At 62.1% G+C, this 14,298-nt stretch carries 14 protein-coding genes; all 14 read right to left on the bottom strand.

The window, feature by feature from the left end:
- Positions 1–4: 4 nt before the first annotated feature.
- Positions 5–571, bottom strand: coding sequence for an AAA family ATPase (locus tag ASE60_RS32160; RefSeq protein WP_057255668.1), 567 nt, complete (start codon positions 569–571; stop codon positions 5–7).
- Positions 572–724: 153 nt separating this feature from the next.
- The gene (lipA, locus tag ASE60_RS32155) at positions 725–1,693 is read right to left on the bottom strand and encodes a lipoyl synthase (RefSeq protein ID WP_057256065.1); all 969 of its coding nucleotides are present in this window, start codon (positions 1,691–1,693) and stop codon (positions 725–727) included.
- Between the two features lie 122 nt (positions 1,694–1,815).
- Complete coding sequence (locus ASE60_RS32150; RefSeq protein WP_057255666.1) at positions 1,816–2,067, bottom strand: GlsB/YeaQ/YmgE family stress response membrane protein; 252 nt, start codon at positions 2,065–2,067, stop codon at positions 1,816–1,818.
- A 174-nt stretch (positions 2,068–2,241) separates the two neighbouring features.
- Entirely contained in the window at positions 2,242–3,687 is a 1,446-nt protein-coding gene (lpdA, locus tag ASE60_RS32145; RefSeq protein ID WP_057255664.1) for a dihydrolipoyl dehydrogenase, read from the bottom strand.
- An 18-nt stretch (positions 3,688–3,705) separates the two neighbouring features.
- Positions 3,706–4,287 carry an N-acetyltransferase gene (locus tag ASE60_RS32140; protein ID WP_057255662.1) on the bottom strand — a complete coding sequence of 194 codons (582 nt, stop codon included), beginning with the start codon at positions 4,285–4,287 and terminating at the stop codon, positions 3,706–3,708.
- Between the two features lie 2 nt (positions 4,288–4,289).
- Complete coding sequence (locus tag ASE60_RS32135; protein WP_057255660.1) at positions 4,290–4,931, bottom strand: SGNH/GDSL hydrolase family protein; 642 nt, start codon at positions 4,929–4,931, stop codon at positions 4,290–4,292.
- Between the two features lie 66 nt (positions 4,932–4,997).
- The gene (locus tag ASE60_RS32130) at positions 4,998–6,332 is read right to left on the bottom strand and encodes a pyruvate dehydrogenase complex dihydrolipoamide acetyltransferase (protein ID WP_057255659.1); all 1,335 of its coding nucleotides are present in this window, start codon (positions 6,330–6,332) and stop codon (positions 4,998–5,000) included.
- 15 nt (positions 6,333–6,347) lie between these two features.
- The gene (locus ASE60_RS32125) at positions 6,348–7,718 is read right to left on the bottom strand and encodes a pyruvate dehydrogenase complex E1 component subunit beta (RefSeq protein ID WP_057255658.1); all 1,371 of its coding nucleotides are present in this window, start codon (positions 7,716–7,718) and stop codon (positions 6,348–6,350) included.
- A gap of 17 nt (positions 7,719–7,735) precedes the next feature.
- Positions 7,736–8,782 carry a pyruvate dehydrogenase (acetyl-transferring) E1 component subunit alpha gene (gene pdhA / locus ASE60_RS32120; RefSeq protein WP_057255657.1) on the bottom strand — a complete coding sequence of 349 codons (1,047 nt, stop codon included), beginning with the start codon at positions 8,780–8,782 and terminating at the stop codon, positions 7,736–7,738.
- A gap of 136 nt (positions 8,783–8,918) precedes the next feature.
- Positions 8,919–9,239, bottom strand: a complete 321-nt coding sequence (locus tag ASE60_RS32115; RefSeq protein WP_057255656.1) for a septum formation initiator family protein — start codon at positions 9,237–9,239, stop codon at positions 8,919–8,921.
- A gap of 173 nt (positions 9,240–9,412) precedes the next feature.
- Complete coding sequence (gene eno, locus ASE60_RS32110; RefSeq protein ID WP_057255655.1) at positions 9,413–10,687, bottom strand: phosphopyruvate hydratase; 1,275 nt, start codon at positions 10,685–10,687, stop codon at positions 9,413–9,415.
- A 139-nt stretch (positions 10,688–10,826) separates the two neighbouring features.
- Positions 10,827–11,669 carry a 3-deoxy-8-phosphooctulonate synthase gene (gene kdsA / locus ASE60_RS32105; protein ID WP_200964222.1) on the bottom strand — a complete coding sequence of 281 codons (843 nt, stop codon included), beginning with the start codon at positions 11,667–11,669 and terminating at the stop codon, positions 10,827–10,829.
- The gene (locus ASE60_RS32100) at positions 11,669–12,559 is read right to left on the bottom strand and encodes a VOC family protein (protein ID WP_057255653.1); all 891 of its coding nucleotides are present in this window, start codon (positions 12,557–12,559) and stop codon (positions 11,669–11,671) included. Before ASE60_RS32100 ends, kdsA begins: the two co-directional genes overlap by 1 nt.
- Positions 12,560–13,106: 547 nt before the next feature.
- The gene (locus ASE60_RS32095; RefSeq protein WP_057255652.1) at positions 13,107–13,913 is read right to left on the bottom strand and encodes a class I SAM-dependent methyltransferase; all 807 of its coding nucleotides are present in this window, start codon (positions 13,911–13,913) and stop codon (positions 13,107–13,109) included.
- Between the last annotated feature and the right edge of the window lie 385 nt (positions 13,914–14,298).

The following is a 14,298-nucleotide window of genomic DNA, read 5'->3' as shown; positions in this document are numbered from 1 at the left end:
AGAGCTAGTCGCCCCGCCTTATCTTCGCAAGTAGTAACGCCGTTTCCGCGTGCGATTTCAACACGAGAACCGGCAGGTTGGCATGGCCGGCCAGCTGCGCCTCGATCTCAACCGCATCCCTGCGCTCGAAGTTCCAGATGTAGCGAAGGAAATCGAGATCGACCTTCTCCGGACAATCATCGGCCATATCCGGGCGGGTCTTTTTCCAATGGGCGAACCAGCGCCAGAGCACACCGCGCAGCGAAACCCAGCGCGGCGGCCGCATCCAGATCACCACGTGTGTGCGTGGCAAGCGGAGCGGCAGCGTCTTCGGACTGGTACCATCCATGATCCAGCGTTCGCCAGCCGCAGCCTTCGAGATCAGGGCAAGCATTTCCTGCCTCGGCCGCAGCTTCCACCCCGGCAACCAGAAGAATTCCCGATCCATCGCCAGATGCGGCAAACCGAACTGCTCGGACAGTTGCCGGGAAAGCGTGCTCTTGCCGCTGCCGGAACAGCCTATTACCAGAATGCGTTGCGCGCTTTCGAGATGCGACACCGCCTCGTCCCAGTTGCTCACGTATCGCGGCATCGGCTCGCGTCCTCCAGAGACAGCCGTTAGGTGATTGAACGGGAGGATGCAAGCTTTGCGCGCGCAGCCCGATGTCGCTCCGACGCCCTCCCCAAAACAAAAACTCCGGCGCAAGCGCCGGAGCCGATCGTTTTTTGAGAACCTGTTTCCGTCTTACTCGGCAGCCTGCAGCTTCTTCTCACGCGCTGCCCTGAGGCGGGCGAAGTCGTCGCCGGCATGGTGCGACGAGCGCGTCAGCGGGCTCGAGGAGACCATGAGGAAGCCCTTGGTGTAGGCGACGGTCTCGTAGGACTTGAACTCCTCGGGGGTCACGAACTTCTCGACCTTGTGGTGCTTGCGCGTCGGCTGCAGGTACTGGCCGATCGTCAGGAAGTCGACATCCGCGGTGCGCAGGTCGTCCATCAGCTGCAGCACTTCGTTGCGCTCTTCGCCGAGGCCGACCATGATGCCGGACTTGGTGAACATCGTCGGATCCAGCTCCTTCACGCGCTGCAACAGGCGGACGGAGTGGAAGTAGCGCGCACCCGGACGGACCGTCAGATAGTTGCCCGGTACGGTTTCCATATTGTGGTTGAAGACGTCAGGCTTGGCAGCGACGACGCGCTCCAGTGCACCCGGCTTCTTCAGGAAGTCCGGCGTCAGGATTTCGATGGTCGTCGCCGGTGACGCTTCGCGGATCGCCCAGATCACCTTCTCGAAGTGCTCGGCGCCGCCATCTTCCAGGTCGTCTCGGTCGACGGAGGTGATGACGACGTGGCTGAGGCCCATCTGCTTGACGGCCTTGGCAATGTTCGCCGGCTCTTCGAGATCGAGCGCATTTGGTTTGCCGGTCGCGACATTGCAGAAGGCGCATGCGCGGGTACAGATCTCGCCCATGATCATGAAGGTGGCGTGCTTCTTGTCCCAGCATTCGCCGATGTTCGGGCAGCCCGCTTCTTCGCAAACAGTGACGAGCTTGTTGCTCTTCACGATCGAACGCGTCTCCTGATATCCCTTGGACATCGGCGCCTTGACGCGGATCCACTCCGGCTTGCGCATCACTTCGGTGTCGGGCTTGTGGGCCTTTTCCGGGTGGCGGACGCGTTGCGCCCGGTCAGAGACGGCATCGAATACCGTTACCATACTGTCTTCCTCGTCGCGGCGGGCCGGCATCAGGCCGGATGACCCATTTTCGCTCTATATAGACGGCCCGACGGGAAATGTCAGGCCGTCTCGCCCGACGGAAGCGCAAATGGCCCGGCAGGCTATCGTTTGACGGCGCGACCAACGGCAATCAGCAGGCAGGCGCCGATAAAGCCGATGACCAGATAGGCGACCCAGCCGGCAAAAGCCATGCCGAAGGCCGCCAGGATGAAATTCAGCACCACCGCGCCGATGATGCCGAGCAGTATGTTCATGAACAGACCCATCTCGCTGCTCATGAACCTCTCCGCGAGCCACCCGGCCAAACCGCCGATGATGATCGCAGCCAGAATGCCGACGCCGTTCACGCTCATTTTGATCTCCGTGCATTGAAAACGAGGCCATTCTCAATGCCGAAGCCTATCAAAAGTTCCGGCGAGGATACAGCGCCGCGCGTCTCGAAGGACGCGCAAAGGTCGCTGTAACCCTTTGAATGCCGTATAATTTTGTCCTTAAATCGATGTCGATCTAAGGAATTATACGGGGCTCTAGGCGTTGAGCGCGCGGCCGTAGGCGTCGAGCACGCTTTCCTTGATCGTCTCCGAAATCGTCGGATGCGGGAAGATCGTGTGCATCAGGTCTTCTTCTGTCGTCTCGAGGTTCATCGCGACGACGAAGCCCTGGATGAGCTCGGTGACTTCGGCCCCGACCATATGGGCGCCGAGCAGCTCACCGGTCTTCTTATCGAAGATGGTCTTGACGAGACCCTGGTCCTCGCCGAGCGCGATTGCCTTGCCGTTGGCAACGAAGGGGAAGCGGCCGACGCGGATCTCGCGGCCCAATTCCTTGGCCTTGGCTTCGGTGAGGCCGACGGAGGCGACCTGCGGATGGCAATAGGTGCAGCCCGGGATCTTCAGCTTGTCCATCGGGTGCACATTCGGCAGGCCGGCGATCTTTTCGACGCAGATCACGGCCTCGTGCTCGGCCTTGTGGGCGAGCATCGGCGGGCCGGCGACGTCACCGATGGCGTAGATGCCCGGCACGTTGGTCTTGCCGTAACCATCGATGGCGATGAAGCCGCGATCGGTCTTCACGCCGAGGGCCTCAAGACCGATATTTTCGACATTGGCCTGCACGCCGACGGCGGAGATCATCCGGTCCGCGGTGATCTTTTCGACCTTGCCGTCCTTCATCTCCACATGGGCTGTGATCGAGTTCGCGCCCTTCTCGACCTTCGTCACCTTGGCTTCGAGATGGATCTTCATGCCCTGCTTTTCGAACTGCTTCTTGGCAACGCCGGATATTTCGGCGTCCTCGACCGGCATCACGGTCGACATAACTTCGACAACCGTTACGTCAACGCCCATGGTGCGGTAGAACGAGGCGAACTCGATGCCGATCGCGCCCGAGCCCATGACCAGCAGCGACTTCGGCATTTCCTCAGGCTTCATCGCCTCGAAATAGGTCCAGATCAGCTTGCCATCGGGCTCGATGCCCGGAAGCGCGCGCGGCCGGGCGCCGGTCGCGATGATGATGTGCTTGGCGGTGTAGGTGCCCTCGCCCTTGGTGTTCTTCGGCAGCGGCGCCTGCGGCTGGACGACCGGCTTCGTCGATTTACCGACGACGATCTCGCCGGGCTTCGTCAGCTTCGCCTCGCCCCAGATCACGTCGACCTTGTTTTTCTTCATCAGGAAGCCGACGCCGCCGTTCATGCGTTCGGCAATGCCGCGCGAGCGTGCGACGATCGCCTTCAGGTCCGGCGTTACCGTGCCTTCGATCTTGACGCCATAGGCACCCGGATGCTGGGCGTAGTGCAGCACTTCGGCGGAGCGCAGCAGCGCCTTGGTCGGGATGCAGCCCCAGTTGGAGCAGATGCCGGCCAGATGCTCGCGCTCGACGACCGCGGTCTTGAGACCCAACTGCGCCGCACGGATGGCGGCGATATAGCCCCCTGGACCCGAACCGATGACGATGACGTCGTAATTCTCAGCCATATGTTTCCTGCCTTTGTCTCAAGCGACCTTGCGGGTGAACAGCACCCAGTCGTGTTTCTTGCTTTCCTCAAAGAGCGGAACCGCCCCGGCGCGCGCTGCCTCGCCGAAACCGTTTGCTCTGTATAATGCCTGGGCCCTGTCGTTGTGGCTTTCGGTGATCAGGCTCACCGGCGCCGATCCGGCGCGTTCGAATTCCTTTGCCAGGAGCGCGCTGCCGATTCCGCGGCGGCGCTGATGGCGATAGACGCCGAGGCTCTCGATGAACCAGTGACCGACGATCTGCCTCTGCAGTGCCAGCAAGGGTTCCAGAACCGGATGCTTGGGAACGATCTCCAGCACTTCCGGACCGATCGAATAACCGACCGTCAGGCCGGCAACCTCATCATCAACGTCAGCAACGAGAGCGTCGCGCCAGTTTCCAGGCCCGGGCTCTTCGCGCAGCTTGTTGCGGCCACGCTCGAAGGCCGTATCCGTCACCCCATGAAGAACGGCGCCGTACCAGAGCCAGGAGGCAAAGCCATGCGCGGCGATATCGACGAGGATGGCGAGCTCGGCCGCCTCGCGCTTTTCCGCCGGACGAATGGTGACGCCCCCCACCATCCCTAGACCCCAAGCATCATCCGCACGACCGGTTCGAGACCCCGGCCGATCGCACGCGTATTCTCGGCATCGAGATGCACACCATCGAGCGGCGTGGTCTGAGCGACCGATCCGGCATCGAAGAAGCCGCAATCGAGTTCGTCGGCGAGATCGCGATAGAGCGGTGCCAGCATCGCCGACTGCTCGACACCGCCGGCGTACATCGCGCCGAAGGCGGCATTGGCCGTTTCGCAGAGCATCGGCGGCGAGACGATCAGGATTTCTGGCCCACCCTCGTCTTCGACCGGCCAGTCATGCCGGCGCACGAGCGTGACGAGACGCTGGATGCCCTTCACCGCGCCGAAAGCGGTTCCGTGGATCACCGGCTTCATATCGTTGGCGCCGAGAAGAAGAATGATCAGATCGAGCGGCGCATGGCTGTGCAGCACCGTCGGCAGCACCTTTGCGCCGTTGCGGTCGCAATCGGCGAGATGATCGTCATAGGCGGTCGTGCGACCGTTCAGTCCCTCGGCGATGACCTGAACGTCCGAACCTAGCGCCTTCTGCAAGACGCTCGGCCAGCGATCGGCAAACGCATGACGACCGCCATCCGCGGCATCGTAGCCCCAGGTCAGACTGTCGCCATAGCAGAGAACTGTTTTCATCGTCCGGGCCCGCCTTCGACTGCGCGAAATGGAACGGACCGGCCCGAAGGCCGGTCCCTATCCAACTCAGACCAGCATGCCCATCGGGTTTTCGATGTAGCGCCTGAAGGCTCCGAGCAGTTCGGCGCCGAGCGCACCGTCGACGCAGCGATGGTCGGTCGAGAGCGTGACGGTCATGACATTGGCGATGACCATCTGCTTGTTCTTGACGACGACGCGCTCCTCGCCTGCACCGACCGCAAGGATCGTGGCGTGCGGCGGGTTGACGACGGCGGCGAAGTTCTTGACGCCCATCATGCCCATGTTGGAGACCGCCGTGGTGCCGCCCTGATACTCTTCGGGCTTCAGCTTGCGGTCCTTGGCGCGCTGGCCGAGGTCCTTCATCTCGTTGGAGATGGCCGACAGGCTCTTCAGCTCCGCCTGGCGAATGATCGGGGTGATCAGGCCGCCCGGGATCGACACGGCAACGCCGACATCGGCGTGCTTGTGCTTGACCATGTTGCTTTCGGTCCAGGAGACGTTCGCATTCGGAACGTCGCGCAGCGCCAGCGCCAGGGCCTTGATGACCATGTCGTTGACGGAGAGCTTGTAGACCGGCTTGCCACCTTGCTCCGGAGCAGCGGCGTTGAGCTGGGCGCGTAGCGCCAGCAGCGCGTCGAGTTCGCAGTCGATCGACACGTAGAAGTGCGGGATCGTCTGCTTGGATTCGACGAGGCGCTTGGCGATCGTCTTGCGCATGCCGTCATGCGGCACGAGCTCGTAGGAGCCCGGCTCGAACAGCTTGAGAACGGCGTCGTCCGACGGGCCCTTGGCAAGCGGTGCGGCCGCGGGAGCAGCGACGCCGGCGGCCGGTGCGGCTGCGGGCTTCGCCGTGCCACCGGCAACGGCGGTCTCAACGTCCTTCTTGACGACGCGGCCATGCGGGCCGGTGCCGGCGATTGCCGACAGGTCGATGCCGGCGTCCTTGGCCAGGCGACGGGCGAGCGGCGAGGAGAAGACGCGAGCGCCTTCGGACTTCGCCGGCTGGGCTGCAACCGGAGCCGGAGCAGCGGCAGGAGCCGCAGCCGGTGCGCTCGGCGCTACCGGTGCTTCCGCCTTGGCCGCGGGAGCCGGTGCGGCTGCGCCGTTGCCACCCTTGGCGGCGGCAGCAACATCCTCGCCATCGGCGGCGAGGACGGCGATCAGCGCATTGACCTTGACGCCATCGGTGCCGGCGGGAACGACGATCTTGGCGACGGTGCCTTCGTCGACGGCTTCGACTTCCATCGTCGCCTTGTCGGTCTCGATCTCGGCAATCACGTCACCGGACTTGACCTTGTCGCCTTCCTTGACCAGCCACTTGGCCAGATTGCCTTCTTCCATCGTCGGAGAGAGGGCCGGCATTGTGATGTTGATAGGCATCGAAGAACCCTCCCCTTATTTGTAGCAAACGGCTTTCACCGCATCGACAACCTCTGCGACGTTCGGAAGCGCGAGCTTCTCGAGGTTCGCGGCGTAAGGCATCGGCACATCCTTGCCGGCGATCGTCAGGATCGGGGCGTCAAGGTAGTCGAAGGCCTGCTGCATGACGCGGGTCGCGATCTCGGTACCGACGGACGACTGCGGGTAGCCTTCTTCGACGGTGACGAGGCGACCGGTCTTCTTGACCGATTCGATGACCGTCGGCAGGTCCATTGGACGGATGGTGCGCAGGTCGATAAGTTCGACGTCGATGCCCTGGGCTTCGAGTTCGGCAACCGCCTTGACCGCATAGGTCATGCCGATACCGAAGGAGACAATCGTTGCGTCCTTGCCGACCTTGTGGATGCGGGCCTTGCCGATCGGCAGCACGAAATCGTCAAGCTTCGGCACTTCGAAGGAGTGACCGTAGAGGATTTCGTTTTCGAGGAAGATGACCGGGTTCGGGTCGCGGATCGCGGCCTTCAGCAGACCCTTGGCGTCGGCTGCCGTATAGGGCATGACGACCTTGAGGCCGGGGATATGGCTGTACCAGGCGGCGTAGCACTGCGAGTGCTGGGCAGCCACGCGGGCAGCGGCACCGCTCGGGCCACGGAAGACGATCGGCGCGCCCATCTGGCCACCGGACATGTAGAGCGTCTTGGCGGCGGAGTTGATGATCTGGTCGATCGCCTGCATGGCGAAGTTGAAGGTCATGAACTCGACGATCGGGCGAAGACCGGTCATGGCAGCGCCGACGCCGACACCGGCAAAACCGTGCTCGGTGATCGGGGTGTCGATGACGCGACGCGAACCGAATTCCTGCAACAGGCCTTGGGTGATCTTGTAGGCGCCCTGGTACTCGGCGACTTCTTCGCCCATGACGAAAACGTCGTCGCTCAAGCGCATTTCTTCGGCCATGGCGTCGCGAAGCGCTTCGCGAACGGTCATCGTCACCATTTCGGTGCCGGCCGGGATTGCCGGATCGGCGGCAACTTCAACCTTCGGCTGGGCTGCAACCGGAGCCGGCGCGGACGCAGCCGGAGCCTCAGTGGCTGCCGCCTTCGGCGCTTCGGCCTTCGGAGCGGCGATATCGCCTGCCGCTTCGCCGTCCTGCAGCAACACGGCGATCGGCGTGTTGACCTTGACGCCCTCGGTGCCGGCGGCAATCAAGAGCTTGCCGATCGTGCCTTCGTCGACGGCTTCGACTTCCATCGTCGCCTTGTCCGTCTCGATTTCAGCGATGACGTCGCCGGAGGACACCTTGTCCCCCTCGTTCTTCAGCCATTTCGAGAGCGTGCCTTCCTCCATCGTCGGGGAAAGGGCGGGCATAAGAATTTCTACTGGCATGTTTGTCCCTCCCCGGATCAAAGCAGGATGTCGGTGTAGAGCTCGGATGCATCCGGCTCCGGATCGGCCTGGGCGAAATCGGCGCTGTCAGCAACGATATCGCGGACATCCTTGTCGATCTGCTTCAGCTCGTCTTCGCTCGCCCAGCCCTTTTCGGTCAGACGGGCTTTCACCTGCTCAATCGGGTCGTGTTCCGACCGCATCTTCTGCACTTCGTCCTTCGAGCGGTATTTCGCCGGGTCGGACATGGAGTGACCACGATAACGGTAGGTCTGCATTTCGAGGATGATCGGGCCCTTGCCGGAACGGCAATACTCGACGGCCTCGTCGGCGGCCGCCTTGACGGCGCGAACGTCCATGCCGTCGACCTGGAAGCCCGGAATGTTGAAGGAAACGCCGCGCTGCGAAAAGTCGGTCTGGGCCGAGGCACGCGATACTGCCGTACCCATGGCGTAGCGGTTGTTCTCGATCACGTAGATCACCGGCAGCTTCCACAGCTGCGCCATGTTGAAGCTTTCGTAGACCTGACCCTGGTTGGCAGCGCCGTCACCGAAATAGGCGACGCTGACATTGTCGTTGCCGCGATAGCGGTTTGCGAATGCAAGGCCTGTACCGAGCGACACCTGGGCGCCGACGATGCCGTGACCGCCGTAGAAGTGCTTTTCCTTGGAGAACATGTGCATCGAGCCGCCCTTCCCCTTGGAAAGACCGCTGCGACGACCGGTAAGTTCGGCCATGACGCCACGAGCGCTCATGCCGCAGGCCAGCATGTGGCCATGGTCACGATAGGCGGTGATGACCTGATCACCGTCTTTCAGTGCCATCTGCATGCCGACGACAACAGCCTCCTGGCCGATGTAGAGGTGACAGAAGCCGCCGATGAAACCCATGCCATAGAGCTGGCCGGCCTTTTCCTCGAAACGCCGGATGAGCAGCATTTCGCGGTAAGCCTTCAGGTCATCTTCTTTGGTGAAATCGGCGATGGTGCCGCCGTTGAAGTCCTTCTTGGCCGGCTTTGCGGCGGCCTTACGGCTGGAGACGGACGCGGTTTTTCGCGGAGCCATTCATTCCTCCCAATGGTTAGCCTTTGGCGGTTACCATAGGGAAAGAAAAGCGCCACAGCAATGCCATATTTGCATGGCTCGCATTCCACGCAAACAATTGAATTTGCTTCACAAATTTCAATTAACTGAATTCAAGTTAATTTTCGGGGCGGTGAAAAATAACGATCTCGTCACTTCGCGACATGTTCAGCGCGAGGCGAGCTTTTTCATCCAGCATGTCCCGTTCCAGCGACCCATCACTCATCAGTTGGACCTCTTTTTCAAGGATCATCCGCTGCTTCGTGAGCTTATCCAGCCGCGCCTGCCGCTCGACGATCTGGCGATCGAATTGCTCCGTCGCCTTCAAGCCATAGCCGCCGTGGATGGAATGATAGCCGAAGTAAGAGAGAAAGGCGACCGCGATCAACGGCATAACCAGCCGGCCCAGTTTCCGTTTCTTATGATGCCGTGTCCACATCCATTCACGCCCTGATACGCATTACGGAAATGAGACTAGCGTCGATTGATTAACCGACCGTTGACCATGAATGGCAGGAAAACAGAAACCCGCCCACGTGGGAACGTGGGCGGGCTTCGTTTGTCAGCTACAGCGACCTTTGCGCGTCTGAAAAGACGCGCGGCGCTACAGGATCAGCCGCGCAGGATCGAACGGCCGGCGTACGTGGCCTGCAGGCCGAGCTGCTCTTCGATGCGGATCAGCTGGTTGTACTTGGCGAGCCGGTCCGAACGGGCGAGCGAACCGGTCTTGATCTGGCCGCAGTTGGTGGCAACCGCGAGATCGGCGATCGTGGCGTCTTCGGTTTCGCCCGAGCGGTGCGACATGACGGCGGTGTAGCGCGCCTTGTGCGCGGTCTCGACGGCGTCGAGTGTCTCCGAAAGCGAGCCGATCTGGTTGACCTTGACGAGGATCGAGTTGGCGACGCCCATCTTGATGCCGTCGCGCAGGCGCGCCGAGTTGGTGACAAACAGGTCGTCGCCGACGAGCTGGCACTTGTTGCCGATGAGGTCGGTCACGGCCTTCCAGCCGTCCCAGTCGTCTTCCGCCATGCCGTCTTCGATCGAGAAGATCGGGTACTTGGCAGCGAGTTCCGCCAGGTATTCAGCCATTGCGCCCGGCTCCAGCGTGCGGCCTTCGCCTTCGAGCACGTACTTGCCGTCTTTGAAGAATTCGGTCGCAGCGCAATCAAGCGCGACGAACATGTCTTCGCCCGGCTTGTAGCCGGCCTTCTCGATTGACTTCATGATGAAGTCGAGCGCTGCCGGAGCGGAAGCGAGGCCCGGAGCGAAGCCGCCTTCGTCACCGACATTGGTGTTGTGGCCGTCGGCTGCAAGCTGCTTCTTCAGCGTGTGGAACACTTCCGAGCCCATGCGGACCGCATCGCGCATCGTATCGGCACCAACCGGAACGATCATGAATTCCTGGAAGTCGATCGGATTGTCGGCATGGGCGCCGCCGTTGATGATGTTCATCATCGGAACCGGAAGCACGTGAGCGTTCGGGCCGCCGACGTAACGGTAGAGCGGCAGGCCGGCCGCTTCGGCCGCAGCCTTGGCGACCGCAAGCGACACGCCGAGGATGGCGTTGGCGCCGAGGCGCGACTTGTTCGACGTGCCGTCGAGTTCGATCATGGTCTTGTCGATCTGGATCTGGTTCTCGGCATCGAGACCGCCGATCGCTTCGAAGATCTCGCCATTGACGGCTTCTACGGCGCGCTCGACGCCCTTGCCGAGGTAGCGCGTACCACCATCGCGCAGCTCGACAGCCTCATGCGCACCGGTCGAGGCGCCCGACGGGACCGCCGCACGGCCGAAGCTTCCGTCTTCCAGGTACACGTCGACCTCGACGGTCGGGTTGCCGCGGCTGTCCAGAATTTCTCGGCCGATGATGTCGATGATTGCAGTCATGATCTCTTCCCTGCTTGAGGACGGTGGAATGGTCGGGGCCTGTCATACGCCAAGGCCTCGAAATTTCAATGGCGCGCAAGATGCAAAACCGTTCGCGCCATTGCGGTTCATGAAAATTTCACGAAGCGCCGCTGATGGCTCAGCTCTTGGCGATCGCGTCGAAGGCGAGCAGCTTTTCGAGCAGCCGCGGCATGTCTTTCAGGTGCACCATGTTCGGGCCGTCCGACGGCGCGTTGTCCGGATCTTCGTGCGTCTCGACGAACACACCGGCGACACCGACCGCGACGGCGGCGCGCGCCAAGGTCTCGACGAATTCACGCTGACCGCCCGAAGAGCCGCCCTGCCCGCCCGGCTGCTGCACGGAATGGGTCGCATCGAAAACGATGGGTGCGCCGAGGGAAGCCATGATCGGCAGCGAGCGCATGTCGGAAACCAGCGTGTTGTAGCCGAAGGAGGCGCCGCGCTCGCAGAGCATGACATTCGGGTTGCCGCTCTCGGTGAATTTCGCCAGTACGTTCTTCATGTCCCAGGGGGCGAGGAACTGGCCCTTCTTGACGTTGATTGCCCGGCCGGTCTTGGCCGCCGCGACCAAGAGGTCCGTCTGGCGCGACAGGAAAGCCGGGATCTGCAGGATGTCGACCGTCTCGGCGACGAGAGCGCACTGCTCTTCGGTGTGCACGTCGGTCAGGACCGGAAAGCCGAACTCCTTCTTGAGGTCGGCAAAGATTTCCATCGCCTTATCCAGGCCGATGCCGCGCTTGCCGGAGAGCGATGTGCGGTTCGCCTTGTCGAAGGAGGACTTGTAGACGAGGCCGAGATCGAGCTTCTTGCAGAGTTCCGAGAGCGCGCCCGCCATCATGAAGGCGTGCTCGCGGCTCTCCATCTGGCAGGGGCCGGCGATCAGCGACAGCTTCTCGGTTTGCGCGAAGGCGACCTCATGGCCGCCGTTGCCGACTACTACTCTGGCATTGGTTTTCATCATCAAGCTCCAAAAGCAAAGATCACCCCTTGCCCCGGCATTTCGGGAACAATGAGGCGCCCGCCCATTTCTGCAAATTCGATATCGTTCTCAGCAAACAGTGCACGCGTCGCCTCGAGGTCGGCGACGCGGAAGACGATGGCGCGACCACGCAGGCCGCGCTCGGCACCCCGTACCGAACGGCCGAAGAAGGCTTCCATGCCGGCGGCGTTCAGCACCGAGATCTTGGCGTTGGTGGCCGACACATCCATGCCGAAGGAGTGGGCCGCGACCTCGCGCTCATCGACCGCTTCCTGCAGCAGGTACTGGAAATCGGTCGGATTGGTTTCCGACAGAACCACTTCGGCAATCCCGATCACCCCGTTTTCATGCTGCTCCAGCGCGGCCCGGTCGGTCGGCAGCGCCCGGACGCGCTGACAGTTGAAGAGAAAGAGATCCGGCGAGCGCAGGTCTGCGGCAAAGGCAAGGCGGAAGGAACCCAATCCCTCACGGCCATCCGGCAGTTTCATCGGCCGGGAAAACTCCAGCATGTCGCCGCCGGAAATGCCGCGCGCCCGAAAGCGGATGTGATCGCTCGCCGCATCCTCGGTGCCGAAGACCAGCGCCGAGAGACCTTCCGGGCCCTGGCGGAAGCGGAAGGCCTGGTCGCGCGCGACAAAGGCATTGCCCTCAAGTGCAGCGGCTTCGCATTCCTCGCGGGAAGCAACGGCGAGCGGCTCGAGATAAGTACCATCAGAAAAGAACACGCAGGCGTTTTCGGTACCGAAGGGGTGGCGGGCATCCTCAGCGACCGTGAAGCCGAGATTAGACAGGCGGCGCCGTGCCTGCGTAAGCGTATCCACCGGCAGCACGAGGTGATCGAGCGGGCGGGTGGTTCGCTTGGAGAGGCTCATGGCGTTTTCCCTGATGGTTCGCCGCTGTTTGCAACTTTTGGCCGGCGAATGCAAGCGGGCTGGCGGCCACAGAGCCGATTGGCCGCTTGAGCCCAAACAAAGGCCGCAAACAGGAACCCTCCGCGCCGGGCCGCGCCCGCCGCAGAGTCATGCTTGCCTGATGGTGCCGGGCTGCCAGGGCCTCAGTAGTAGCCCGGAGCCGCCGTGGAGTTGGCCGTATTTCCCGCCCCGAGACCGGGGGCGAAGATTTGGGGCTGCGCGTAGGTCGTATTGGTCGAGGAAGTAGTGGCACAGCCCGCAAGCCCCAGAACGACCGCCAACGGTACGAACAACGAAGCGATGAAGCGCATATCTATTGACCCTTTCCAGTTTCGCTGACGAACAGAAAAGAATGAAACCGGTGATTTGGCGAGTACGTAACAGTAACGCGACGTAACAGGGCGGCAAAGGAGGCCGGTATCCGCAACCGCAGCGTCGTGTCGGCCGCCGCGGTTATTCTCGTTCCGCCTATGTTTTCGGCCTGAACAACACGCTCGGGCCAATCCCATCAAAGATGCAGATCGCTCTTGATGGCGCAGGTGGCGATGAAGGTCGGCACGAACCTGTCGATCAGGAAGCGTGGCACAGGTTGCCAGTCTTCGTGGAAGCCCGCCAGCACGAATCCGGCCCGTAATTGACCATCGATCTGTTCGGCCAGGCCATGCCCGAACACCAGCGCCTCGCCGCGTTCGATCTTGGATTTTACCACACCGGCAGCGAGATGCTCAGCCTCGGCAAAGGGCAGCGCGTAGGCCGGGCGAATGAGGCCGTTTTCCGCATAGCTCGGATCCCGGTCACCAACGAAAACCACCGGATTGAAAAAGCTGGCAAGCAGCCGACCTCCCGTCTTGAGCACCCGGTGGCATTCCCGCCAAACCGGCTGAATGTCCGGAATGTAGAGATTGGAGATCGGATGAAAGACGAAATCGAAGGTATCATCAGCGAACACCGATAGGTCGCGCATGTCTCCCTGCACGGCCGTCAGCGACAGCCCCTCGCGTTCGGCAACGAGCCGGTCCTGCGCGAGTTGCCCCTCGGAGATATCGAAGACGGTGACCTCGGCACCGGCGGCCGCCAGAATGGGCGCCTGCTGACCGCCGGCCGAAGCCAGGCACAGGATCTTCTGGCCGCGAATGTCCGGCAGCCACCCCTTCGGTAGGTCACCGAGCGTCAGCCGCGCCTGCCATTGCCCGGCACGAGCCGCGGCGATCATTTCCGGCGTCACCGGCCGCGACCACTCGCAGTGCTGACTTGCCTGCCTGTCCCAGGCCTGGCGGTTGTGATCAATGATATCGAGACTGGGTCTATCTTGCATGTTCGGTCCCTGGAAACTTGTCCAAATGTGACCGCTCACGATGGAGAAGAGATCGCAGGCGAGGAATGCCTCGGCGTCTGTCCGTCAATGCGGGTCGAGCAATGCCATCGTCCATCCCCTTCGCAAGCGAAGTTGAGGCGAATTCGGTTTTCACCGGGCATTACTGGCGCATTGGACGACGCTCCTCTTGTTGTGCCTGCAAGCTAGCGGCTGGGTTGCAGGCGGTCAATGTCGGCGACGACGACTTTGCAGTCGATGGCTGTGGCGTGGCGTCGCATCGGTTTGCGTTCGATCGCCTCTCAGCCGGAGCGAATATCCAGAGCTTCTGGTCCGTTATCACCCTGCGTGTGATTTCAACCGCTTGAGAAGCGGGCGCAATCGCGTA

Source organism: Ensifer sp. Root278, from assembly GCF_001429285.1.
In the GTDB taxonomy this organism is placed as follows: Bacteria; Pseudomonadota; Alphaproteobacteria; order Rhizobiales; family Rhizobiaceae; genus Ensifer.
Note: the sequence above shows the minus strand (reverse complement) of the source record. Positions and strands in the feature narration are given on the sequence as shown.